The organism is Streptomyces sp. NBC_01591 (assembly GCF_035918155.1).
Taxonomy (GTDB): Bacteria; Actinomycetota; Actinomycetes; order Streptomycetales; family Streptomycetaceae; genus Streptomyces.
The window spans coordinates 1,652,410-1,673,156 of record NZ_CP109327.1 but is presented as its reverse complement, the minus strand read 5'-3'; the positions used below and the strand labels follow the sequence as shown (position 1 = coordinate 1,673,156).

General features: G+C 71.1%; 16 protein-coding genes, 1 pseudogene and 1 riboswitch. Of the genes and pseudogenes, 11 read left to right on the top strand and 6 right to left on the bottom strand.

The features are described from left to right. Positions 1–158 precede the first annotated feature (158 nt). Positions 159–548 (bottom strand): annotated as a pseudogene (locus OG978_RS07795) (chitinase); the annotation flags it as partial. Between the two features lie 255 nt (positions 549–803). After that, positions 804–934, top strand: a riboswitch (FMN riboswitch). A gap of 159 nt (positions 935–1,093) precedes the next feature. On the opposite strand from OG978_RS07795, the gene ribD reads away from it, so the two are divergent. The 10 genes from ribD to OG978_RS07745 all read left to right on the top strand — a co-directional run bounded on the left by ribD (position 1,094) and on the right by OG978_RS07745 (position 9,649). Next, a complete protein-coding gene (ribD, locus tag OG978_RS07790) occupies positions 1,094–2,194 on the top strand; it encodes a bifunctional diaminohydroxyphosphoribosylaminopyrimidine deaminase/5-amino-6-(5-phosphoribosylamino)uracil reductase RibD (protein ID WP_326764491.1) in 1,101 nt (366 codons plus the stop codon). Continuing rightward, positions 2,195–2,812 (top strand): riboflavin synthase, encoded by a 618-nt coding sequence (locus OG978_RS07785; protein WP_326764490.1) that lies wholly within the window; start codon positions 2,195–2,197, stop codon positions 2,810–2,812. It begins immediately after the preceding gene. Continuing rightward, a complete protein-coding gene (locus OG978_RS07780) occupies positions 2,809–3,453 on the top strand; it encodes a nicotinamide mononucleotide transporter family protein (protein ID WP_326764489.1) in 645 nt (214 codons plus the stop codon). Before OG978_RS07785 ends, OG978_RS07780 begins: the two co-directional genes overlap by 4 nt. Further along, positions 3,450–4,748, top strand: a complete 1,299-nt coding sequence (locus OG978_RS07775; protein WP_326764488.1) for a bifunctional 3,4-dihydroxy-2-butanone-4-phosphate synthase/GTP cyclohydrolase II — start codon at positions 3,450–3,452, stop codon at positions 4,746–4,748. The genes OG978_RS07780 and OG978_RS07775 overlap by 4 nt, the downstream gene beginning before the upstream one ends. A gap of 28 nt (positions 4,749–4,776) precedes the next feature. Continuing rightward, complete coding sequence (ribH, locus tag OG978_RS07770) at positions 4,777–5,262, top strand: 6,7-dimethyl-8-ribityllumazine synthase (protein WP_326764487.1); 486 nt, start codon at positions 4,777–4,779, stop codon at positions 5,260–5,262. Between the two features lie 34 nt (positions 5,263–5,296). Then, on the top strand, positions 5,297–5,569 hold the full coding sequence (locus OG978_RS07765; protein ID WP_018524273.1) for a phosphoribosyl-ATP diphosphatase: 273 nt from the start codon (positions 5,297–5,299) through the stop codon (positions 5,567–5,569). A gap of 71 nt (positions 5,570–5,640) precedes the next feature. Continuing rightward, positions 5,641–6,489 carry an ATP phosphoribosyltransferase gene (gene hisG, locus OG978_RS07760; RefSeq protein ID WP_072489486.1) on the top strand — a complete coding sequence of 283 codons (849 nt, stop codon included), beginning with the start codon at positions 5,641–5,643 and terminating at the stop codon, positions 6,487–6,489. A 35-nt stretch (positions 6,490–6,524) separates the two neighbouring features. After that, positions 6,525–6,989, top strand: coding sequence for a PH domain-containing protein (locus OG978_RS07755; RefSeq protein ID WP_326764486.1), 465 nt, complete (start codon positions 6,525–6,527; stop codon positions 6,987–6,989). 192 nt (positions 6,990–7,181) lie between these two features. Continuing rightward, complete coding sequence (locus OG978_RS07750; protein WP_326764485.1) at positions 7,182–8,546, top strand: hemolysin family protein; 1,365 nt, start codon at positions 7,182–7,184, stop codon at positions 8,544–8,546. After that, the gene (locus tag OG978_RS07745) at positions 8,543–9,649 is read left to right on the top strand and encodes a hemolysin family protein (RefSeq protein ID WP_326764484.1); all 1,107 of its coding nucleotides are present in this window, start codon (positions 8,543–8,545) and stop codon (positions 9,647–9,649) included. Before OG978_RS07750 ends, OG978_RS07745 begins: the two co-directional genes overlap by 4 nt. 51 nt (positions 9,650–9,700) lie before the next feature. Here the strand turns inward: OG978_RS07745 and OG978_RS07740 are convergent, their stop codons facing one another. Beyond that, positions 9,701–11,614, bottom strand: coding sequence for an AAA family ATPase (locus OG978_RS07740; RefSeq protein WP_326764483.1), 1,914 nt, complete (start codon positions 11,612–11,614; stop codon positions 9,701–9,703). A 361-nt stretch (positions 11,615–11,975) separates the two neighbouring features. Next, positions 11,976–12,605 carry a uridine kinase family protein gene (locus OG978_RS07735; RefSeq protein WP_326764482.1) on the bottom strand — a complete coding sequence of 210 codons (630 nt, stop codon included), beginning with the start codon at positions 12,603–12,605 and terminating at the stop codon, positions 11,976–11,978. A gap of 174 nt (positions 12,606–12,779) precedes the next feature. On the opposite strand from OG978_RS07735, the gene OG978_RS07730 reads away from it, so the two are divergent. Next, positions 12,780–14,150 carry a peptidase C39 family protein gene (locus tag OG978_RS07730; protein WP_326764481.1) on the top strand — a complete coding sequence of 457 codons (1,371 nt, stop codon included), beginning with the start codon at positions 12,780–12,782 and terminating at the stop codon, positions 14,148–14,150. A gap of 198 nt (positions 14,151–14,348) precedes the next feature. Here OG978_RS07730 and OG978_RS07725 read toward each other — a convergent pair whose 3' ends face one another. From OG978_RS07725 to OG978_RS07715, 3 genes are read right to left on the bottom strand one after another with little or no spacing between them, the layout of a single operon-like run. Then, positions 14,349–15,716, bottom strand: coding sequence for a protein kinase domain-containing protein (locus tag OG978_RS07725; protein WP_326764480.1), 1,368 nt, complete (start codon positions 15,714–15,716; stop codon positions 14,349–14,351). Next, the gene (locus OG978_RS07720) at positions 15,713–17,206 is read right to left on the bottom strand and encodes a hypothetical protein (RefSeq protein WP_326764479.1); all 1,494 of its coding nucleotides are present in this window, start codon (positions 17,204–17,206) and stop codon (positions 15,713–15,715) included. Before OG978_RS07720 ends, OG978_RS07725 begins: the two co-directional genes overlap by 4 nt. Before the next feature lie 9 nt (positions 17,207–17,215). Further along, positions 17,216–20,713 (bottom strand): protein kinase domain-containing protein, encoded by a 3,498-nt coding sequence (locus tag OG978_RS07715; RefSeq protein WP_326764478.1) that lies wholly within the window; start codon positions 20,711–20,713, stop codon positions 17,216–17,218. Between the last annotated feature and the right edge of the window lie 34 nt (positions 20,714–20,747).

Below are 20,747 nucleotides of genomic sequence, written 5' to 3'. Positions count from 1 at the left end.
CGGGGCACTCCCCGAACGCCGTGCTCCCCGCGGCCCGTTGGGGGCGTGGCCGGTTGCCGCGCGGGTGTTCGGCGGAGCATGGCCGGGCCCGGCGGTGACCGGGGGCGATCCGGTCACCGCCGGGCGGTACGGGGAGGGTCAGCAGGCCCCGAGGGCCTGCCGGTCGAGGCGTTGTCCGGCCCGTCGGCGCCGACCGAGAGCTTGTTGCCGCCGTCGACATGGGCGAACGCGTAATTCAAATGGGTGACTTTGTCCCAGGGGATGTCGGAGGCCGGATAAGCGGGCTTGCCGTCCTTGCCGGTCCGCCAGTTGGTGAAGTATCCGATGACCCGCCGCTGATGGTCGGCGCCCATCTTCTCGCGGCCCTCGGTGTCGTAGACGGAGCAGTAGGGGACGGCGACACCGGGCGTCCCGTAGAGCCCGTCGGGGCGACAGGACTCCTGGTCGGCGGCGGCCGACGGGGTGGTGGCGAGCGAGCCCATCAGCAGTCCGGCGACGGCTACGCCGGCTGCGAGCAGGGTGGCTCTCGCACGGGTGGGGGACAGCACGTTCGGTTCCTCCCGGGAGGTTCGGCAGAACACAACCGGCAAAGGGGTGGGTCGTGTTGGTGCCCCGGGTGTGCGCACACCGCGGGACCGCTCCTCGGAGGTGACGCAGAGATTAAAAGGACTAGACCAGTGCGTCAATAGGTCTGGACCTTTAAGTGTCAACTTCTTCGGCCGGGGTTGTCCTGTGAGCCAGTCCACAGACACTCACCCGCATGGCCCACCGCGGGGCGTGGCACACTGATCGTGTACCAGCAGCAGCGCACTCCGGGGTCGGTGCAATTCCGAACCGGCGGTTATAGTCCGCGACCCGTCCGCATCCAGCGGCCGGTTGACCAGGTGGGATTCCTGGACCGACGGTTAAAGTCCGGATGGGAGGCAGTGCGCGGCGGGCCGTTTCGCGGGTACGCCGCCGTCGGCGGATGGTTTTCGGGCGACCGATCCATCCGTGTTTTCCGGCATTTTCGGCGTTCCCCCGTGGCGTTCCCGCTTCATCTGTCGTCATCGACAGGCCCCGGAGTCCGTGCCCGAAGAGGCAGGAGGACCCGGTGGCCACCGCAGCCGACATCACCGCCATGCGCCGTGCGATCACGCTCGCCGCCCGCGGTCTCGGCTCCACCAGCCCCAACCCCGTGGTCGGCTGCGTCATCCTCGACGCCGCGGGCCGCCACGCCGGGGAAGGCTTCCACCAGCGGGCCGGCGGCCCGCACGCCGAGGTCCACGCCCTGCGCGACGCGGGCGACCGGGCCCGGGGCGGCACCGCCTACGTCACCCTCGAACCCTGTAACCACACCGGCCGTACCGGCCCTTGTGCCCAGGCGCTCATCGAGGCTGGGGTCGCCCGGGTCGTCCATGCGGTCGGCGACCCGAACCCGCAGGCCACCGGTGGTGGAGACACCCTGCGCGCGGCCGGGATCAAGGCCGAGCAGGGGCTCCTCGCGGACGAGGCCGAAGCGGGCAACGCGGCCTGGCTGACCTCGGTGCGCCTCGGCCGCCCGTACGTCCTGTGGAAGTACGCGGCGAGCCTCGACGGCCGGATCGCGGCCGCCGACGCCACCAGCCGCTGGATCACCTCTGCCGAGTCCCGCGCAGACGTCCACCGGCTGCGCGCCGAGGCCGACGCCGTCGTGGTCGGCTCCGGCACCGCCCGCACCGACGATCCGCAGCTCGGTGTACGCGGCATCGAAGACGCCGTGCAGCCGCTGCGCGTGGTCGTCGACACCGGCGCCATCGCCGTACGTCCCGGCGCCCGCGTCCTCGACGGCACCGCGCCCACCCTGATCGCCGTCGCCGAGGACGCCGACGCCCGGCACCTGCCCGAGGCGGCCGTCCTGCGGCTGCCGCGTGCCGCCACCGGCCCCGGCCTGGACATCCCCGCCCTGCTCCGTGCCCTGTACGGGCGCGGCGTCCGCTCCGTACTCCTCGAAGGCGGCCCGACCCTGGCCGGGGCCTTCGTCGCCGCGGGAACAGTCGACAAGGTCGTCGGCTATCTCGCCCCCGTACTCCTCGGCGCAGGCCCCGCGGCCCTCGCCGACGCCGGAATCTCCACCATTGCCGAGGCGTTGCGCCTCGATGTGACCGAGACCGTCCGTATCGGCCCCGATCTGCGCATCACCGCCGTCCCCGGCCCTGCCCGGAAGGGAAACTGAGTGTTCACCGGAATTGTCGAAGAACTGGGTGAAGTCACTGCCGTCGAGAAGCTCGGCGACGCCTCCCGATTCCGCCTGCGCGGCCCCGTGGTCACCGAGGGCGCCAAGCACGGCGACTCCATCGCCGTCAACGGCGTCTGCCTCACCGTCGTCGACCTCGGCGACGGCGAGTTCACCGCGGACGTGATGGCCGAGACCCTGAACAGGTCCAGCCTCGGCGCCCTGGACACCGGTTCCCGGGTCAACCTGGAACGCCCCATGGCGGTCGGCGGCCGGCTCGGCGGCCACATCGTCCAGGGCCATGTCGACGGCACAGGGCGCATCGTCGAGCGCAGGATCTCCGAGAACTGGGAGATCGTGAAGGTCTCCCTCCCCGCGGAGCTGACCCGCTACGTGGTGGAGAAGGGGTCGATCACCGTCGACGGCGTCAGCCTCACCGTCGTCGACGCCGGACCCGACTACTTCACCATCAGCCTCATCCCCACCACCCTCGCCCTGACCACGCTCGGCATCAAGGAGCCCGGCGACCCGGTCAACCTGGAGGTGGACGTCATCGCGAAGTACGTCGAGCGACTGCTCGGCAACCCCGCGCAGGAGCCCGAGGAGCCGGTCCGGTGACCGCCCTGAACTGGCTGAACTCGGAGGCGTTCACCGTCTTCGGGCAGCACATCATCTGGTCCGACATGATCGGCAACACCGTCGGTCTGATCGCGCTGACCCTGGGCTGGCTCCGCTCGATCTGGACCTGGCCGGCCCAGCTGCTGTCCGGCGTCGTCCTGGTCGCGGCCAACGCGTCCGTGCACCAGGCGGGCAGCGTCGGCAAGCAGCTCGTCGTCATCGCCGTGGCCGTCTGGGGCTGGCAGCAGTGGACCCGGGGCAGGCAGCAGGCCCAGGACGGCTCCATCGCCGTACGGTTCGCCACCTGGCGCGAGCGCGGCTACCTGCTGGGCGGCGCCGCGGTCGGCACCCTCGCGGTCGGCGGCCTGTTCACCGCGTTCCCCTCGCTCTCCTGGAGCCCTTGGGCGGACGCGTACATATTCGCCGGCACGCTCGTCGCGATGCTCGCCCAGGCCCGCGGCATGGTCGAGTTCTGGTTCGCCTGGCTGCTGGTCGACCTGGTCGGCGTACCGCTGAACTTCCACAGCGGACTCGCCTTCTCCGGTCTCATCTACGTCGTGTACGGCGCCCTGGTCCTGTGGGGCATGCGCGACTGGTGGCTGCGTTCGCGGACACCCGCTCTGGAAGGAGCCACGGCATGACTGCCCAGCCCACCTGGTTGCACCGGGAACACGAAAGCGCCGCCGAGGACCTCCGCCTGGACCCCGTCGAGCAGGCGATTCGGGACATCGCCGCCGGACGGCCCGTCGTGGTCGTCGACGACGAGGACCGGGAGAACGAGGGCGACCTCGTCATCGCCGCCGAGAAGGCCACCCCCGAGATCGTCGCGTTCATGATGAGCGAGTGCCGCGGCCTGATCTGCGCGCCCATGGAGAACGACGAGCTGGAACGGCTCGAACTGCCGCAGATGGTCGACCACAACACCGAGTCGATGCGGACCGCGTTCACCGTCTCCGTCGACGCGTCCGCCGCCCACGGCGTCACCACCGGCATCTCCGCCGCCGACCGGGCCACCACGCTCCGGCTGCTGGCGGGCGGCGAGGCAGGCCCCGGCGACTTCGTGCGGCCCGGCCACATCTTCCCGCTCCGCGCCCGCTCCGGCGGCGTACTGGTCCGCAACGGCCACACCGAGGCAGCCGTCGACCTCGCCCGGCTCGCCGGACTGCGGCCCGCCGGGGCCATCGTGGAGATCGCCGGCGAGGACGGCGTGATGCTGCGGCTGCCCCAGCTGGTCCCGTTCGCCCGCAAGCACGGCCTCACGATCATCTCCATCGAGGACCTGATCGCCTACCGCCGCAGCTCGGAGCCGACCGTCCGCCGCGAGGCCGAGGTACGGCTGCCCACGAGCTTCGGCGCGTTCACCGCCTACGGCTACCGCTCCACGACCGACGGCGTCGAGCATGTCGCGCTCGTCCACGGCGACCTCGGCGACGGCGACGACGTCCTGGTCCGGGTCCACTCCGAGTGCCTGACCGGTGACATCTTCCAGTCGCAGCGCTGCGACTGCGGCCCGCAGCTGCACGCGTCCATGCGCCGGATCACCGAGGAGGGCCGCGGCGTCGTCGTCTACCTGCGCGGCCACGAGGGCCGCGGCATCGGCCTGCTGTCCAAGCTGCGCGCCTACGAACTCCAGGAACGCGGCATCGACACCCTCGACGCCAACCTGGAGCTCGGCCTGCCCGCCGACGCCCGGGACTACGCGGCCGGCGCCCAGATCCTCACGGACCTCGGCGTCCACAGCCTCAGGCTGATGACCAACAACCCCGACAAGACGGCCGCGATCCTGCGGCACGGGCTCGCCGTCACCGGCCGCGAGCCGATGCCCGTCCAGGCCGGCGAACACAATCTGCGCTACCTGCGCACCAAGCGTGACCGCATGGGGCACGACCTGCCCTGGCTCGACACCGCCACGGCGTCGACCTGCGGCAACCAGTGAGATCACGGAAACGAGCGGTAGGAGAGACATGAGCGGCAAGGGCGCACCCGAACTGTCCGTACGCAACTGCGGTGACCTGCGCGTGGCGGTCGTCGCCGCGCAGTGGCACGAGAAGGTCATGGACGGACTCGTCGACGGCGCCCTGCGCGCCCTGCACGAACTCGGCATCGACGAGCCGACCCTGCTCCGGGTGCCCGGAAGCTTCGAGCTCCCGGTCGTGGCCAAGGTCCTCGCGGGCCGCGGCTACGACGCGGTCGTCGCCCTCGGCGTGATCATCCGCGGCGGCACCCCGCACTTCGAGTACGTGTCCCACGGCGTCACCAGCGGCCTCACCCAGGTCGCCGTCGACACCGGGGTCCCGGTCGGCTTCGGCGTACTCACCTGCGACACCGAGGAGCAGGCGCTCGACCGGGCCGGCCTGGAAGGGTCCAACGAGGACAAGGGGCACGAAGCGGTCACCGCGGCCGTCGCCACCGCCGCAACGCTGCGCACGGTCAGCGAGCCCTGGCGCTGAGCGCAGGGCACGGACCCCGTACTCTAAGACCATCATGGCGAACAAAACCTTCGAAGAGCTCTTCGCCGAGCTGCAGCTCAAGGCCGCCAACGGCGACCCCTCCACCTCCCGTACCGCCGAGCTCGTGGACAAGGGCGTCCATGCCATCGGCAAGAAGGTCGTCGAGGAGGCAGCCGAGGTCTGGATGGCCGCCGAGCACGAGAGCAAGGACGCCGCCGCCGAGGAGATCTCCCAGCTGCTGTACCACGTCCAGGTGATGATGGTCGCCCGCGGGATCTCGCTCGACGACGTCTACGCCCATCTCTGAGCACCACCTCCGCACCACGCACATCCGCACGTCCGCAGAAGACACCCTCCTCGCAAAGGAAACCTGACCTCATGCTGCGCATCGCCGTCCCCAACAAGGGTTCACTCTCCGGGCCTGCGATGGCGATGCTCCATGAGGCCGGCTACCAGCAGCGCAAGGAGTCCAAGGAACTCGTCCTCGTCGACCCCGAGAACGAGGTCGAGTTCTTCTACCTGCGGCCGCGCGACATCGCGATCTACGTCAGCTCCGGCCGCCTCGACATCGGTATCACCGGCCGCGACCTGCTGCTGGACTCCGGCGCCGACTCCGAGGAGATCCTCCAGCTCGGCTTCGCCCGCTCCACCTTCCGCTACGCCACCAAGCCCGGCACGGCACAGGGCCCGCAGGACTTCGACGGCATGACGATCGCCACCTCCTACGAGGGCATCGTCGCCAAGCACCTCGCCGACGTCGGCGTCAACGCCTCCGTCGTCCACCTTGACGGCGCGGTCGAGACCGCCATCGAACTCGGTGTCGCCCAGGTCATCGCCGACGTCGTGGAGACCGGCACCAGCCTGCGCAACGCCGGACTCGAAGTCATCGGCGAGCCGATCATGAAGTCGGAGGCCGTCGTCATCCGCCGCACCGGCGCACCCGACGACGACCCCAAGGTGCAGCAGTTCCTCCGCCGCCTCCAGGGCGTCCTGGTCGCCCGCTCCTACGTGATGATGGACTACGACTGCCGCGTCGAGCACCTGGAGCGCGCGGTCGCCCTCACCCCGGGCCTGGAGTCGCCGACCATCTCGCCGCTGCACCACGAGGGCTGGGTCGCCGTCCGCTCCATGGTCGCCGCCCGGGAGGCCCAGCGGATCATGGACGATCTGTACGACCTCGGCGCCCGCGCCATCCTCACCACCGCCATCCACGCCTGCCGCCTCTGACGGCCGGGCGACCACCCGGAAGACAGAAGAACATCATGTCCGCCCCCGCACCCCGGCCCGAACTCCCCACCCTCCCGGTCACGTTCCGGCCGACCCGAACCCGGGTGGTCCTGCTGACCGTGGGGGCGGCGATGTTCCTCGTCATCACCGCCGTCGCGCTGACCCTGGAGCAACTGAGTCCGGGGGAGCGGGCGAGCTTCGTCTTCACGGCGCTGCTGTTCTTCGGAGTGCTCGCACTCCTCAGCCGCCCGAAGATCGTCGCGGACGAGGAGGGGGTGACCGTGGTCAATCTCACCCGGACGCGCCGGCTGTCCTGGGCGGAGATCCTCCGGGTCAACCTGCGCGTCGGTGACCCCTGGGTCTTTCTCGACCTGAGCGACGGGACCAGCATGCCCGCCCTCGGCATCCAGCCGGGAATCGCCAAGCAGCAGGCCATCCGCGACGCCCGTACGCTCCGCGCCCTCGCCGAGAACCACGGCACCGGAACGGACATCGGCTGAGCCCTCTGCCCCGTACGGCCGCTTCTTGATTACTCTGGAGGGCGGCGGTGTCCCTGTGCGCCCCGCCCCGCACCAGAGGTCCATGAGAAACGAGACCGGCGGGGCTTTCCTGCGACCCAAGGAGTGACTCCTTCCAGCAATGGACGGATCGTCCGGTAGTACCTGCGCCGCCCCTTCCCCGGAGGCGGCGGCATGACCACCCCCCTGCTGCTTCTGAGCGCGGCATTCCTTCTCATCCTCGCCAACGGATTCTTCGTGGCAGCCGAATTCGGGCTCGTCACGGTGGAGCGGCCGGACGCCGAACGTGCCGCGGCCGAGGGCGACCGGCGGGCCCGCACCGTCGTCGAAGCCCTGCGTGAACTCTCCTTCCAGCTCTCCGGCACCCAGCTGGGCATCACCATCACCTCACTGGTCGTCGGCATGCTCGCCGAACCGGCACTCGCCCAGCTGCTGGACGGCCCCCTCACCGCGACCGGGCTGCCCGACGGCGCGATCCCCGGTATCAGCGTGGTGATCGGGATGATGGTGGCCTCCGCCGTCCAGATGGTGATCGGCGAACTCGTGCCCAAGAACTGGGCGGTCTCCCGGCCGCTCCAGGTCGCCCGGTTCGTCGCCGGCCCCCAGCACCGCTTCTCCGCCGTGTTCCGGCCGGTGATCAGTCTGCTGAACACCGTGGCCAACCGGCTGGTACGACTGCTGGGCGTCGAACCCACCGACGAGCTGGCCTCCGCCCGCACCCCCGGGGAGCTGGTCTCCCTGGCCCGGCATTCGGCCGAGGCCGGCACCCTCGAACAGGACACCGCGGATCTCTTCGTACGGACCCTTTCGCTCGCCGGACTCACCGCCCAGCACGTCATGACCCCCCGGGTGAAGGTCAGCGCCCTGCAGTCCTCCGCGACCGCACAGGACGTCCTCAACCTCACCCGCGCCACCGGCCTCTCCCGCTTCCCCGTCTACCAGGAGCGGATCGACGAGGTCGTCGGCATGATCCACCTCAAGGACGCGCTCGCCGTGCCCGCCCGGGACCGGCTTCGCACCCCGGCCGGACGGATCGCCGTACCACCACTGCTGGTCCCGGAGACCCTGCCCGTCGAACAGCTGCTCCAGCGGCTGCGCAACGAGCAGCCGATCGCCGTCGTGGTCGACGAGTACGGCGGCACCGCCGGAGTTGTCACCCTCGAGGACATCATCGAGGAGCTCGTCGGCGAGGTCAGGGACGAGCACGACGCCGAAGGCGCCGACCGGCCCGAACTGGCCCCCGCCGCCGCGGAGGACGGCCGCCCGGCCTGGGACGCCGAAGGCAGCTGCCGGGTTCTCACCCTGCGCCGGATAGGACTCGACGTCCCCGACGGACCGTACGAGACCGTGGCCGGACTCGTCGCCGATCTGCTGGGGCGCATCCCCGCCCCCGGCGACCGGGCCGAGCTGCCCGGCTGGCGGATCTCCGTGCGCCAGGTCGGCCACTACCGCGCCGAGAAGGTCCGCTTCGTGCGCACGGCCGAGGCGCCCGGCACCGGGGCCCCGGTGGCCCATTCAGTCCTGGAGGCCGTGCGATGAGCCTGGTCCAACTGCTCTTCGCCGCGCTCCTCGTGCTGGCGAACGGCTTCTTCGTCGGGGCCGAGTTCGCGCTCGTCTCCGTACGGCGCAGCCAGGTCGAGCCCCTCGCGGCGGCCGGGTCGGGCCGGGCCCGCCAGGTGCTGTACGGGCTGGAGAACCTGCCACAGATGATGGCCGCCGCCCAGTTCGGCATCACCGTCTGCTCACTGACCCTCGGCGCAGTCGCCGAACCGACCGTCGCCCATCTGCTGGAGCCGGTCTTCCAGGCGATCCACCTGCCCGAGGCCCTCATCCACCCGCTCGGCTACGTCCTGGCACTCGTCTTCGTGGTCTTCCTCCACCTCGTCATCGGCGAGATGGTCCCGAAGAACCTCGCGATGGCGGCGCCGGAGAAGACCGCGCTCTGGCTCAGCCCCGGCCTCGTCGGCTTCGCCCGCCTCTGCCGACCGGTCACCGCCGCACTGGGCGCCTGCGCCCGGCTGGTGCTCCGGATCTTCGGCGTCGAACCGAAGGACGAGGTGGAGGCCGTCTTCACCAGCGAGCAGCTCAACCGGCTCGTCGAGGACTCCGGCCAGGCCGGACTGCTGGAGCCGGAGGCGCAGGAGCGGCTGGAGGACGCACTGGAGCTGGGCAGCCGGCCCGTCACCGACGTGCTGCTCCGCCGGGCCTCCCTGGTGACCGTGGACCCGTCCGTCACCCCGCACCGGATCGAGGAGCTGACCGTGCGCACCGGCTACTCGCGCTTCCCCGTCTGCGCGGAGGGCGGCGGTCCGTTCATGGGCTATCTGCACGTCAAGGACGTCCTGGACCTGGAGGACGGCGAGCGGGCCGTCCCCCAGCACGTATGGCGCCCGATGGCGACGGTACGCGCCGAGCTGCCCCTGGACGACGCCCTGACCGTGATGCGCAGGGCGGCCACGCACCTGGCACAGGTCGCCGATGCGTCCGGCCGGATCCTCGGCCTGGTCGCCATGGAGGACGTCCTCGAGATGCTCGTCGGCGAGGTGCGCGACCCGGCCCACCGGGTCGCGGTCCCGCGCCGGGCGGCGGAACCCGCGAGCACGACGACCGGCTACGGCGAACTCACCGCGTCGGTCCGCTAGGTGTATTGATTGCCGGAGGGGCCGTCGCCCGGTTCCTCCGGCAACCGGGGCTCACAGGGCCGGTGGCTCCTGCGGTCCCCGGTCCACCGGCCCCCGGCCGGACAGCACCTCGCCGTACGCCTGCATCAGGTCCGGCAGCCGCAACGTGGCCAGATCGTCCCGGCTCGGCACGGCCGCGTAGCCGGAGAGCCGCAGATCGCGGTAGGCGCAGCTCTTCTCGTACAGGGTGCGCAGGAACCGGCCGTTGCCCAGCTCGTCGATCCAGCCCTGCTCGACGACATGGCCGCTGATGGAACGCAGCTCGTCCAGAGACTCCTCGTCCCACGCGTCGCCGTTCTCCGCCGCCAGCACCTCGCCGATCGAGGTGAGCTCCAGCGGCCGGTAGCTCGGGAAGTCCACCCGGGTGGTGAAGCGTGAGGAGAGCCCGGGATTGGTGGTCAGCAGCCGGTCCATGCCCTCCGGGTAGCCCGCGAGGATGACGACGAGATGGTCCCGGTTGTCCTCCGCACGCTTGAGGAGGACCTGCAGGGCCTCGTCTCCGTACGCGTCACCCTTGCTGTAGCCGCTGTTGGCGAGGCTGTACGCCTCGTCGACGAAGAGCACCCCGCCGAGCGCGGAGTCGATCAGCTCATTGGCCTTGACCGCGGTCTGGCCGAGGAACTCGCCCACCAGATCCGCCCGTTGGGCCTCGATCAGATGGTCGCCGCCGAGCAGCCCCAGCGCGTAGAAGACCCGGCCCAGGATGCGGGCCACCGTGGTCTTGCCGGTGCCGGACGGGCCCGAGAAGACGAAATGGCGCTTCGGCGGCTGTACGGGCAGCCCCTGGCCGGCCCGTAGCCGCGCCATGTTCAGCTGCGCGGACAACGCCTTGACCTGGCGCTTGACGGGCTCCAGACCCACCATCCGCTCCAGCTCGGCGAGCGCCTCGGCGAGCAGCACCGGATCGCTGGGCCCCGCCGGGAACGGGGACGGCGGCTGTCCGGTCGCCGCCGCCCTGCGCCGTGCCCCACCGGACGGCGGCGGCATCCCGAGGCCCGGAAGGCCGGGCACCTCACCGCCGGGCCGCAGCTCCCGGCCGTCCACCGGATCGGCGCCGAGCAGCGGATCCGCGTCCGGCTGAGCCTCCGACACGGTGCCGTCCGTGCCGAGCCCGGCCAGCGACACGGCGGCCAGGCCCGCTGCCTCGTCGGAGCCCTCCAGGCCGTCGTAGTCCGCGATCGCGGCGAGCCGCGCCGAGGTGTCCATGAACGCCGGGTCGATCCGGTGCACCGCCCGGTAGAGCGGCAGGGCGGCGGCGCTGCGACCGGTGCCCTCGTGCGCACGGGCCAGCCAGTAGCGCAGCTCCTTGCGCTGCGGCTGCTCGCTGCGGCAGCGCATCAGGGCGGTGGAGAGCAGCGGCTCGGCCTGCCCGTACATCTCCAGCCGTACCCGCGCCATGCCGCCGAACAGCCCCGCCTCGATGCCGAGCAGCGGATCGTCCACCAGTTGCTCGGTGTTGCGTACGAGCTGGTCCCAGTCCTTGACCAGATACGAGCGGCAGGCGTGCAGAAAACGCACCTGCGGGTCCGCGTCCACCGGCGGCAGGCCCGCGAGTGCGCGGTCCAGCTCGGGGACATGGCGGCCGTCCAGCCAGTGCGAGGCGTGCGCCAGCAGCAGGTCGCGCGCGCTCTCCAGCACCGGCTGCACCCACCAGCCCAGCCAGTACCAGGAGTTGAGCGTGCGCCGATGGCGGGTGCGCTGCTCGCCGAAGCGCTCGCGATGGCGATACATGCGCAGCAGCGCTGTCGTCGTGTCGACCCTCAGCGCGTGGAGGCCGAGCCAGCCGTCCGCCATGCCGGGATCGAGGCGAACCGCAGCCCTGAACTCCTCTTCGGCCTGCGGGTAGGCGCCCATGGTGTAGGCGTCCACGCCGCGCAGCCAGGCGAGGTCGGCCGGGGCCTGTGCGCCCTGCGTGCCGATGTCCATCTGGTCCCCCACAAACCGTGCCCCCAGGATGTCCCGCCGCACGATTCTGCCCACCGGGGCGCGCCGAATCACTTTGTCACGGACGGGAATTGACCGCACCGAGAGGCATCGTACCTGCGCAGGGAGTGTGCGACTAAGAGCGCCGCAGGCAGAAGGGAGACCGTGACCCAGGGTGAGCGGAATCCGTCGGACCGGCGTGGGGGAGGGGGTGCGAGGGCAGAACGAAGCCCCCGATCACGGGGGAACAATCGGGGGCTTCGCGTCTGTGGGGGCTCCGAAAAGCCGCACATTGAGAACGTAAGACCTGTACCGCCCCCGGGTCAAGCAGAGTTGAGGTACTTCCGGGGTGATTTCTCACCATTCAGCACGACGGCGCGAAGCGCTCACGATCTGTGACGGAATGGGTCGCTCCCGCTCCCGTTCCGAGCCCCTCCAGCAACTCGTACCCCACTGGCAACTGCCGTACCAGAGCGTCCGCGTGGGAGCGGGAAGGGTCGGCCGAGAAGTGCTCAGCCTCGGCCGCCGTCCACCCGTCCCAGAAGTCCGAGAGCGCCGGCCCGTCCCTGCGGCGGCCGCGCTCCCAGGACTCCGCGGCGGCGAGGTCCATCCACAACAGCCGGGCCAGCCGCGGCCGCAGCGCCCGGCGGCCGGCCCCGACTCCCTCGATCAGGACCACCGGTGCGGGCTCCAGGCCGCGGGGCGTTCCGAATCTCCGCGCGGTCCAGTCGTACGGCGCGTACCGCGCGCGCTCGCCGCGCTCCAGCGGTTCGAGCACCTGCTCCCGCAGCCGGTCCACCCAGGTGAAGAAGGACTCGTGTGTGGCCAGGTCGTCCAGATGCAGGACGGGGGCGTCACCGAGTGCGGCGGCCAGACGGGAGGTGAAGGTGCTCTTCCCCGATCCCGCGTGGCCGTCGACGGCGATCAGCCGGACCGGCCCGCAGGACGGCGCCAGGGCACGCAGCCGCGCGGCGAGGAGCGAGAGGTCGTTCATGTCCACCAGCCTACGAGCCGGTCCGGAGCAGTCGCAGGTCACGCCAGTGGACCAGACCAATATTGGTTTACCGACGCGAGCCGAATCGCTGGCCGGATCAGGCCACGACCCGCAATAGTTGGCGCACTGTCGTGCACCTGCACCCCATTCCGCTTACGACCGGGGGTCTCGCCCATGAACAGACCGACCTCACGCAGAACCGTGCTGACCGCCGCGCTCGCGGCAGCGGTCACCGCCGGGGCGGTGTCGTCCGCCGGCTCCGCGACCGCCGCCGTGCCTTCCGCCGCCCCGCCCCGCGCCCCCTCGGCGAAGGCCCCTGCCGTGGACAACCGTTTCTGGCACACCTGCACCGACTGGCGGGCGGGCTCCGGTGCCGGGACGCGGGCCCTCGCGGGCCGTCGCCCGGGGTTGGTGATCGACCACGCCGTGGGGCGCACCGACTACACCGATCCGCACACCGGCACGACCGCCACCTGGGAGTACGCGACCTGGACCTCGCCGGTCCACCGGTCCGCCGTCCCGGCGACCGAGGTGATCGCCTCCTGGAACGCGGAGACCCCCGCGGGCACCTGGATCCAGATCGAGCTCCAGGGCCGCTATTCGGACGGCACCTCGACACCCTGGTACGTGATGGGCCGCTGGGCCGCCGGTGACGGCGACATCCGCCGTACCTCCGTCGACGACCAGACCGACGGCAAGAGCTCCGTCTGGACCGACACCTTCTCGGTGGACGACGCGGCGAGTGGACTGCGACTGGTCTCGTACCGGCTGCGGCTCACCCTCCACCGCACCCCGGGCAGCCGCCTGACGCCCACCGTCCGGCGGCTCGGCGCGATGGCGTCCGACGTCCCGGACCGCTTCACCGTGCCGGCCAGCACCCCCGGCCTCGCCCGCGAGTTGCGGGTGCCGCGCTACTCGCAGAACGTCCACGTGGGCCAATACCCCGAGTACGACAACGGCGGCGAGGCCTGGTGCAGTCCCACCTCCTCGCAGATGATCATCGAGTACTGGGGGCGCCGGCCGACCGCCGACGATCTCGCCTGGGTCAAGCCCGGTCTGGCCGACCCGCAGGTCTGCCACGCCGCCCGGTTCACCTACGACTACCAGTACGAGGGCTGCGGCAACTGGCCGTTCAACGCCGCGTACGCCGCGACGTACGACGAGATGAACGCGGTGGTGACCCGGCTGGACTCGCTCACGGACCTGGAGACGCTGATCCGTGCGGGTATCCCGGCCATAACGTCGCAGTCCTTCCTCAAGGAGGAGCTGACCGGCGCCGGGTACGGGACCTCCGGCCATCTGATGACCGTGATCGGGTTCACCGCGGACGGCGACGTGATCGCGAACGACCCGGCCTCGCCGGACAACGAGGCCGTGCGCCGGGTCTACAAGCGCAGGGAGTGGGAGAACATCTGGCTCCGCACCAAGCGCTACGACGCGAACGGCAAGGTCAGAAGCGGTACGGGCGGGGTGTGCTACCTCTACTGGCCCGCTGACCCGGCACCGGGTCAGCACCGGGTCCTGAAGTCGTTCGGCCTGCTGTGAGCATGTGCGGCGCCATGGCCGCCTCGACCGCCTGACGGCAGAGTTCCGGGCCGTCGGGCGGTCGGGTGGCCGTACTTGTCCGCCGTGACCTTGATCGAGCGAGTGCGAGCCGGCGGGACACTTCGTGGACGGCCGCGCCGCTCGTCAAGGTCGCGGTGGTCCATTTGTGCCGCAGGTCGTGCGGCCTGCGGACCACGGTCAGCGGCTGTCGGCCGCCGCGAGGAGTGCGTCGCGGAACTCCGCGGCGGTCTGGAATCCGATGACCGGTTCCTCCTGGAGCGCCTTGTCGATCACGTCGGCCAGTGCCCGGGGGACGCTCGGCCTTCGCTCGCGGACGGGCACCGCCGGCATGTCGAGCACGACCTGCCACACGTCCTTGTCCCGCGCGAAGTCGCGGGGATACTTCCCGGTCAGGATGTTGTACAGGCACGCGGCGAGGGCCCACACGTCACCGGCCGGGGTGGCGTTCTTGAAGTCGCTGACCTGTTGGCGGGGCATGAACCACGGCTTGCCGGCGGTCTCCCCGGTGCGTGTGAGGCCGCTGAGGCCGGCCCGGTCGAAGGCCTTGCCGAGGCCGAAGTCGCTGATCTTCGCGGTCGTCGAGCCGTCCGCCTCGTTGTGCAGCAGGATGTTGGAGGGGCTCAGATCGCGGTGGATCACACCTTGACGGTGCGCGTGGTCCAGCCCTTCCAGCGCCTGGAGCATGATCCGGAGCGCCTCGTCCACCGGCACCCGTCCCCCGTTGCGGCCCGCCAGAAGGTCCAGGCTGCCACCGGTGCAGTACTTGCTGGTGAAGAAGAACGTGCCGTTGGAGAACCCGGAACTGTGCAGACGGGCGATGCTGGGATGGCCCAGCGCCTGGGTGAGCACCATTTCGCGAAGGAAGCGGGCCCGCGACTCGGGACGTACCGCCACCTTCGGGAGCATCACCTTCAGCGCCACCTCTTTCCCGGTGGCCTCATGGCGGGCCAGGTGCACCGCGCCCATTCCGCCGCGGCCGAGTTCCTTCAGGAGCGTGAACCCGGCGATGGAGGACAGCTCCTCGTGCCCGGGATGCGCCAGGCCCAGCAGCATCCGCAGCATCGCGGCGGGCTCGGCCTGGCAGGACGCGCAGAGGTACTCGCCGACTCGGACGCGCGACTCGCCGCTGACGTCCCGGCCACACTTCTTGCACCGGAGCCGTTCCGAGGTGTGCTGGACCTCGACGCCGACCCGGAAGACGGTGGCGCCGACCCTGATCTCGTCGCCCTCGTCGAGGTCGCGCTCGGGGAACATCTGGGCCGCGCCCTCTTCGGGTGTCTGGTCGCTCCGGCGCTGGCCGATCTTCCGGTCGTTGACGAAGGTGCCGTTCAGGCTGCCGAAGTCACGGATGCGGATGTCGGGCGGGTTGATGTCGAGCAGGCAGTGGTGGCGCGAGACCGTGCGGTGGTGCTCGTCGTTGGGCAGCTTCAGCGTGCAGTCGCGGGCGCGGCCGAGTACGGCGGTGGTGCGCTCGTCGAAGACGTACTCGGTGCGATCGAGCCGTCCTTCGACGAGGGTCAGCGTGACGGTGGGCGGGCGCGTCATCGGGGTGTGCCTCCCTGGTCTCCTGCGTCTCCTTGCCGCTTCCCCCGCTGCCGCTTGTAGAACTCCTCCTCGAGCTCGGCGACGGCAACGGACGGGGCGACGGAGGACGACGAGCGTTTGAAGGCACCGTCGTCGGTGACGTAGAAAATGGCGCGGCCGATGGCCATCTCACCGCGCGGCACCGGGACGTAGATCATCCAGCCGACGCTGAACCGATCGGCGACCAGCTCCGACACCGAATACTCCGGGCTGTTCAGAGACAGGCTCAGCATGTACTGCCGTACCCGGGCGAGGGCGTCCTCCTCGTGCATCGGCTGCGGCACCCTGGTCACCAGGCCGGCGAGAGAGAGCTGGTACAGGGCACCGTCGATGTCGGAACGGCCGTCGTCGCCGAAGGCGGCCACCAGGGTCTCGCGGGTGACGACCCCGTTCTCCACGGCGGACACCAGCGTCGACGCCTTCGCCCGGTGGTCCTCGCCCGGCGTACCCGTGTTCCCGATGAGACCGGCGACGATGCCGGCGACCGTACCGGCGGTCCACACACCCGGCACCGCTGTGGCCGACTCCTCCGCCGACGCGGACTCGCCGCGGTGCCACTGCCCGGCATCCCACCAGTAGCAGAACGACAGCAGACCCGTCTCGGCGCGCGGGTTCAGCACCTGGTTCGCCACCCAGTCCGGGGCGCCCGCGTACAGGTCCGGCAGCTGCTCGCCGCCGTTGTAGGCGGTGTCCAGCGCGGGAGCGTCCCACACGCCTCCCGACAACACGGCCCGTCCGTCGGGGAGTCGGTACAGCGTCGAGCCACCGCGACGGGAGCTCTCGAACCAGCCCATCGACGGCAGCATCCTGGGGCCCCAGTCCGACCCGGCGGCGACGAAGGCCGCCGAGATCACCGCCCACCGGGCCCACATGCCGGGGAAGCCCGGGAAGTCGTTCACGCTGAGGACCGGCCACACCTTCGCCCGGCGGTCGGCGCGAGCCGCGGCGGCGGCCTGCTGCGGGGTGCGCCGCTGCCTGCCGTTGTGGTGGACATACGCCGCGAGCCACACCGGCAGCCGGGTCCGCGGATACGCTGCCAGATCCTCGCGGTACTTCTCGGGCGGGAACAACTGCTCGTCCGGAAAAGGCTCCTTGCCGAAGTCGCACGTGACGTCCAGCTCGCCGTCGTCGGACAACTCCAGCAGAAGCCGCCACCAGGGACCGTCGCCGAGCCCGGCCGACACCTCGCGGTGCTCGCGCACCAGCGCGAGGACGGACGGTGAGGGCTCGATCTGCGTCGACCGGCCGCCGTTGACAACGACGACTGTCGACCGCTCGGCCGTGGCCGTCAGGGCGAACACCGAGCTCAGCGACTGCCAACCGGGCGGGGCCGTGTCCATGAGTTCACGGGCGGCACGGCGGGCCAACTGCCGTGCCTGTCCCGGTAAGCCGTATGCCCCGCCCTCGACGTCGTCGATGTTCTCCTGAAAGTCCAGCAGGAATTCGTCCACCAAGGCTCCTCACCTTTCCGGGCTCCGTCCGTCGGCCGGTCCGGGAATCTCCAACTCCCAGTCGAGCAGCCACGACCGAAGGGTCCCGTCGTCGTCTCCGGAGACCACCGTAAGTCCGTCGGGCGACACCGCGAGACAGGTTGTCGCCGTCTGCTCGGGGCTGTCCAGGGTGCGCAGGCAGCGGCCGGTGGCGACCTCCCACAGATTTATGCGGGAGCCGTGGCCGGCCGAGAACGCGAAGCGTCCGTCCGCGGTGACGCACAGCGCGTTCGGGCTCGACTCCTTCTCGAACTCCCGCACCTGATGCCCGGTGGCGGTGTCCCACAGCCGGATCGTCCTGCCATAACCGGTGTCGCAGGAGAGCAGGGAGGCTCCGTCCGCACTCGCGCACACCATGGTGACGCTGCTCGCGTGGCCCTCCAGGACACAGACGCAACGGCCCTCCGCCAGATCCCACAGCCGCACCGTCCTGTCCGACCCGGCGGACGCGGCGAGCCGCCCGTCGGCCCCGACCCACAAGGCGTGCACCGCCCCCTCATGGCCAGTCAGGGTCCGTGCCGGACCGCCGGTGTCCAGGTCCCAGACCCTGATCGCGCCGTCACCGCCCCCGATCACCGCCGACCGCCCGTCCGCGCCGAACCGCACCGGCACCGAGGGCGACGGGAGGTACTCGTACATGTGCAGGACACGTCGGCACTGTCCGGACGCGACGTCCCACAGCCGTACGGTGCCGTCCTGGCCGGCGGAGACGGCCCGGCGGGCATCGGCACTCAGACAGACCGACCGCACACCGTGCTGGTGGCCTTCGAAGGCGCGGGTGCGGGTGCCCTTGCGGACGTCCCACCAACCGACGCTCCCGTCGGAGCCGCCGACCAGAGCGTGCCGCCCGTCGTGGGTCAGCTCGACCGCGTACACCGCGCCCTGCGCCGCCGGCATGGCCCGGGGCGACCAGGCCGTCCGCGGCCGGGCGCGCACCGTGCACCGGCTCAGCTCCCGCCATGCGTCCATGACCCGCGGCGCCCGTTCGTACCCGGGAATCCGCCGGGCCCGCGCGAGCAGGTCCAGCGCCTCGGCGAGCCGCCCGTCCGTCCTGGCCTGCTCCGCCTCGGTGACCATGGCGGCCACCCGATCGTCCAGTGTCCGGAGTTCCAGGTGCGGGCGGGGTCGGCTCAGGTGCGGCGGGGCCGTGTGGCCCGCGGGCAGATCCAGCTCCCAGGCGTAGACGCCGCTCCTGTGGTCGTTGTCGCCGTAGGAGAGGGTGCCGGCCACGACCGCGAGACCGGAGCGGCCCGAGGCGTCCAGCAGCACGGCGTTCACACCCGTGTCGCGATAGGTGCGCAGACACCGGCCGCTGTCCAGGTCCCAGAATTGCGCGTCGCCCATGGTGTCGTCGCCGGTGAGCAGGAACCGCCCGTCGGAACCGAGTGACATGAGGCGTCCCCGTACGCGGCCCCGCAGAGTCCGCACGCGCAGGCCCTGGCGAAGGTCCCACAGGGCGATGGTCCTGTCCTGGTGGGCGACGACCGCTGAATTTCCGTCCGGACGGAAACACAGGCCGATCACCGGTGACGAGTGCCCGAGGAGAACCCGCGCACAGCGGCCGCTGCTCAGCTCCCACAGCCTGATCGACGGCCCGCTTCGCTCCCAGCCGCTCGACAGGGACCATCGGCCGTCCGCGCTCACCTCCACCTGCTCCACGCCCGCCGCGTGTCCGTCGGGCGTCGTCGTGAGCTCGCCCGTGCGTCTGTTCCAGAAACGGAGCGAACCGTCGTCGGACCAGCCCCACAGCGCCAGACGGCCGTCGGGGCTCAGCCGGACTCCTTGGCACTTCTCGTCGAGGGTGCGCAGGCACCGCCCGTCGCTCAGATCCCAGAGCCGGACGGTCTTGTCGTCGCCGGCCGAGACGGCGAAGCGGCTGTCCGCGGCGATGTCGACGGAGTGGACGCTCCGGCCGTGCCCGCCCTCGCCGTGTGCTTCGAGCGTCCGAAGACACCGCCCGGTCGTCAGGTCCCACAGCCGGACGGCGCCGTACTCCCCGGTCACGGCCAGCCGTCCGTCGGGAGTGACGCGGACCGGCCGGCGCGAGGAGCCCCCTTTCGGCTTGGCCCCGTACCGGAGCGTCCGGTACGTCGTACGGACGCTCCCGGACCGGACTGTGCGGAGCGCCGTCAGGACCTCCGGCTCGTCGGGCCGCTCGCGCGCCACCCCCTCCAGAAGCCCGCCCGCCGCGACGAGGTCGCCCCGCTCCAGGTGCACCTGGGCCAGCAGTTGACGGGCCTGCCAGGAGTCGTCGTCGGCCCGAGCGGTCTCCAACGCGGCGACCGCCTCTTCGTCGCCGGCGGCACCGCGCCGCCAGCGCAGCATCGCGAGGTTGTACGTGGCCCCCGGATGCCGAGGGTCGGCCTCCAGCGCCTCCCTGAACGTCTTCTCGGCCTCGGCGCTCCTGTCCGTGCTGTCCTCGGCCCCGCTGCCCAGGTCGAGCAGGGACAGGGCGCGGTTGTTGAGTTCGTCGGCGAGCAGGTCTGCCTCGGCCGGCTCCGGGCGCGGATACGTACGGCCGCACACCTGGCGGTGGATGGCGACGAGCTCCGCCGCGACATCGACCATGGACCTGGGCCTGTGCCGCGGATCCGTGGCCAGACAGCGTTCGAGGAGGTCGGCGAGCGGATCGGGCAGGGGCGGCAGCCAGTCCTCGCCCGTGCCGCCCCTGGCGCGGTAGCCGGCCAGCGACCTCCCCACGCCGGGTCCGGCATACCAGCTCAGTCCGCCGTTGAACATCTCGAAGACCGACACCGCGAAGCTGTAGATGTCGGTGCGCCGGTCGAGCGGCCGCCCCTCCGCCTGCTCCGGCGAGGCGTACTCCGTGGTGTGCCCCCCGGCGTGGGGGACGAGAACGGTGACGCCGGGCCGCGGGCCCGGCTGCGCAGTGGCGTCGGGATCCGCCGGTGGCCGGGGCACACCGGCGGCGGCCGCACGGGCACGGGCCAGCCCGAAGTCCGTCACCTTGACCGTACCGTGCTCGTCGAGAACGACGTTGTCCGGTTTGACGTCCTGGTGGACGAGCTTGCGGCTGTGCGCGTGTTCCAGGCCCCACGCCATCTGGATCGCCATGTCCAGGATCCGGGCCAGCGCTCTCGACTGCCCGCCCGCGTACAGCCGACGATCGTCGATCCAGTCCTTGAGGCTGCCTCCCGTGGCGTACTCGGCGAACACACAGGGGATGCCGTCGATCGTGCGCACGTAATAACAACTGCACACATGCGGATGCAGCCCCAGCTTCACCCAGGTCTCCGCCTCGGTGACGAACCTCTGCCGGCTCTCTGCGTTCCGGAAGTGCTCCGGCTTCGGGCACTTCATCGCCAGGTCGGTCCCCCACACCTCGTGGCGCACCCGGTACACCAGCCCCATGCCACCTGCTCTGGGCTCGTCGTCCAGCACGGTGTACCGGTCGTCGACGGTCTCGTTCTTCGCCCAGTACGAAGAGGGTGTGGGGGCCCTGTCGACCATATGCGCGCAGACCTCCAGGTCGCCGGATGCCGGG

What these genes read in the sequence shown, in the direction of transcription:
- OG978_RS07775 (WP_326764488.1), top strand. Translation starts at nt 3,450, where the DNA reads ATGACTGCCCAGCCCACCTGGTTGCACCGGGAACACGAAAGCGCCGCC.
- ribH (WP_326764487.1), top strand. Translation starts at nt 4,777, where the DNA reads ATGAGCGGCAAGGGCGCACCCGAACTGTCCGTACGCAACTGCGGTGAC.
- OG978_RS07765 (WP_018524273.1), top strand. Translation starts at nt 5,297, where the DNA reads ATGGCGAACAAAACCTTCGAAGAGCTCTTCGCCGAGCTGCAGCTCAAG.
- hisG (WP_072489486.1), top strand. Translation starts at nt 5,641, where the DNA reads ATGCTGCGCATCGCCGTCCCCAACAAGGGTTCACTCTCCGGGCCTGCG.
- OG978_RS07755 (WP_326764486.1), top strand. Translation starts at nt 6,525, where the DNA reads ATGTCCGCCCCCGCACCCCGGCCCGAACTCCCCACCCTCCCGGTCACG.
- OG978_RS07750 (WP_326764485.1), top strand. Translation starts at nt 7,182, where the DNA reads ATGACCACCCCCCTGCTGCTTCTGAGCGCGGCATTCCTTCTCATCCTC.
- OG978_RS07745 (WP_326764484.1), top strand. Translation starts at nt 8,543, where the DNA reads ATGAGCCTGGTCCAACTGCTCTTCGCCGCGCTCCTCGTGCTGGCGAAC.
- OG978_RS07740 (WP_326764483.1), bottom strand. Translation starts at nt 11,614, where the DNA reads ATGGACATCGGCACGCAGGGCGCACAGGCCCCGGCCGACCTCGCCTGG.
- OG978_RS07735 (WP_326764482.1), bottom strand. Translation starts at nt 12,605, where the DNA reads ATGAACGACCTCTCGCTCCTCGCCGCGCGGCTGCGTGCCCTGGCGCCG.
- OG978_RS07730 (WP_326764481.1), top strand. Translation starts at nt 12,780, where the DNA reads ATGAACAGACCGACCTCACGCAGAACCGTGCTGACCGCCGCGCTCGCG.
- OG978_RS07725 (WP_326764480.1), bottom strand. Translation starts at nt 15,716, where the DNA reads ATGACGCGCCCGCCCACCGTCACGCTGACCCTCGTCGAAGGACGGCTC.
- OG978_RS07715 (WP_326764478.1), bottom strand. Translation starts at nt 20,713, where the DNA reads ATGGTCGACAGGGCCCCCACACCCTCTTCGTACTGGGCGAAGAACGAG.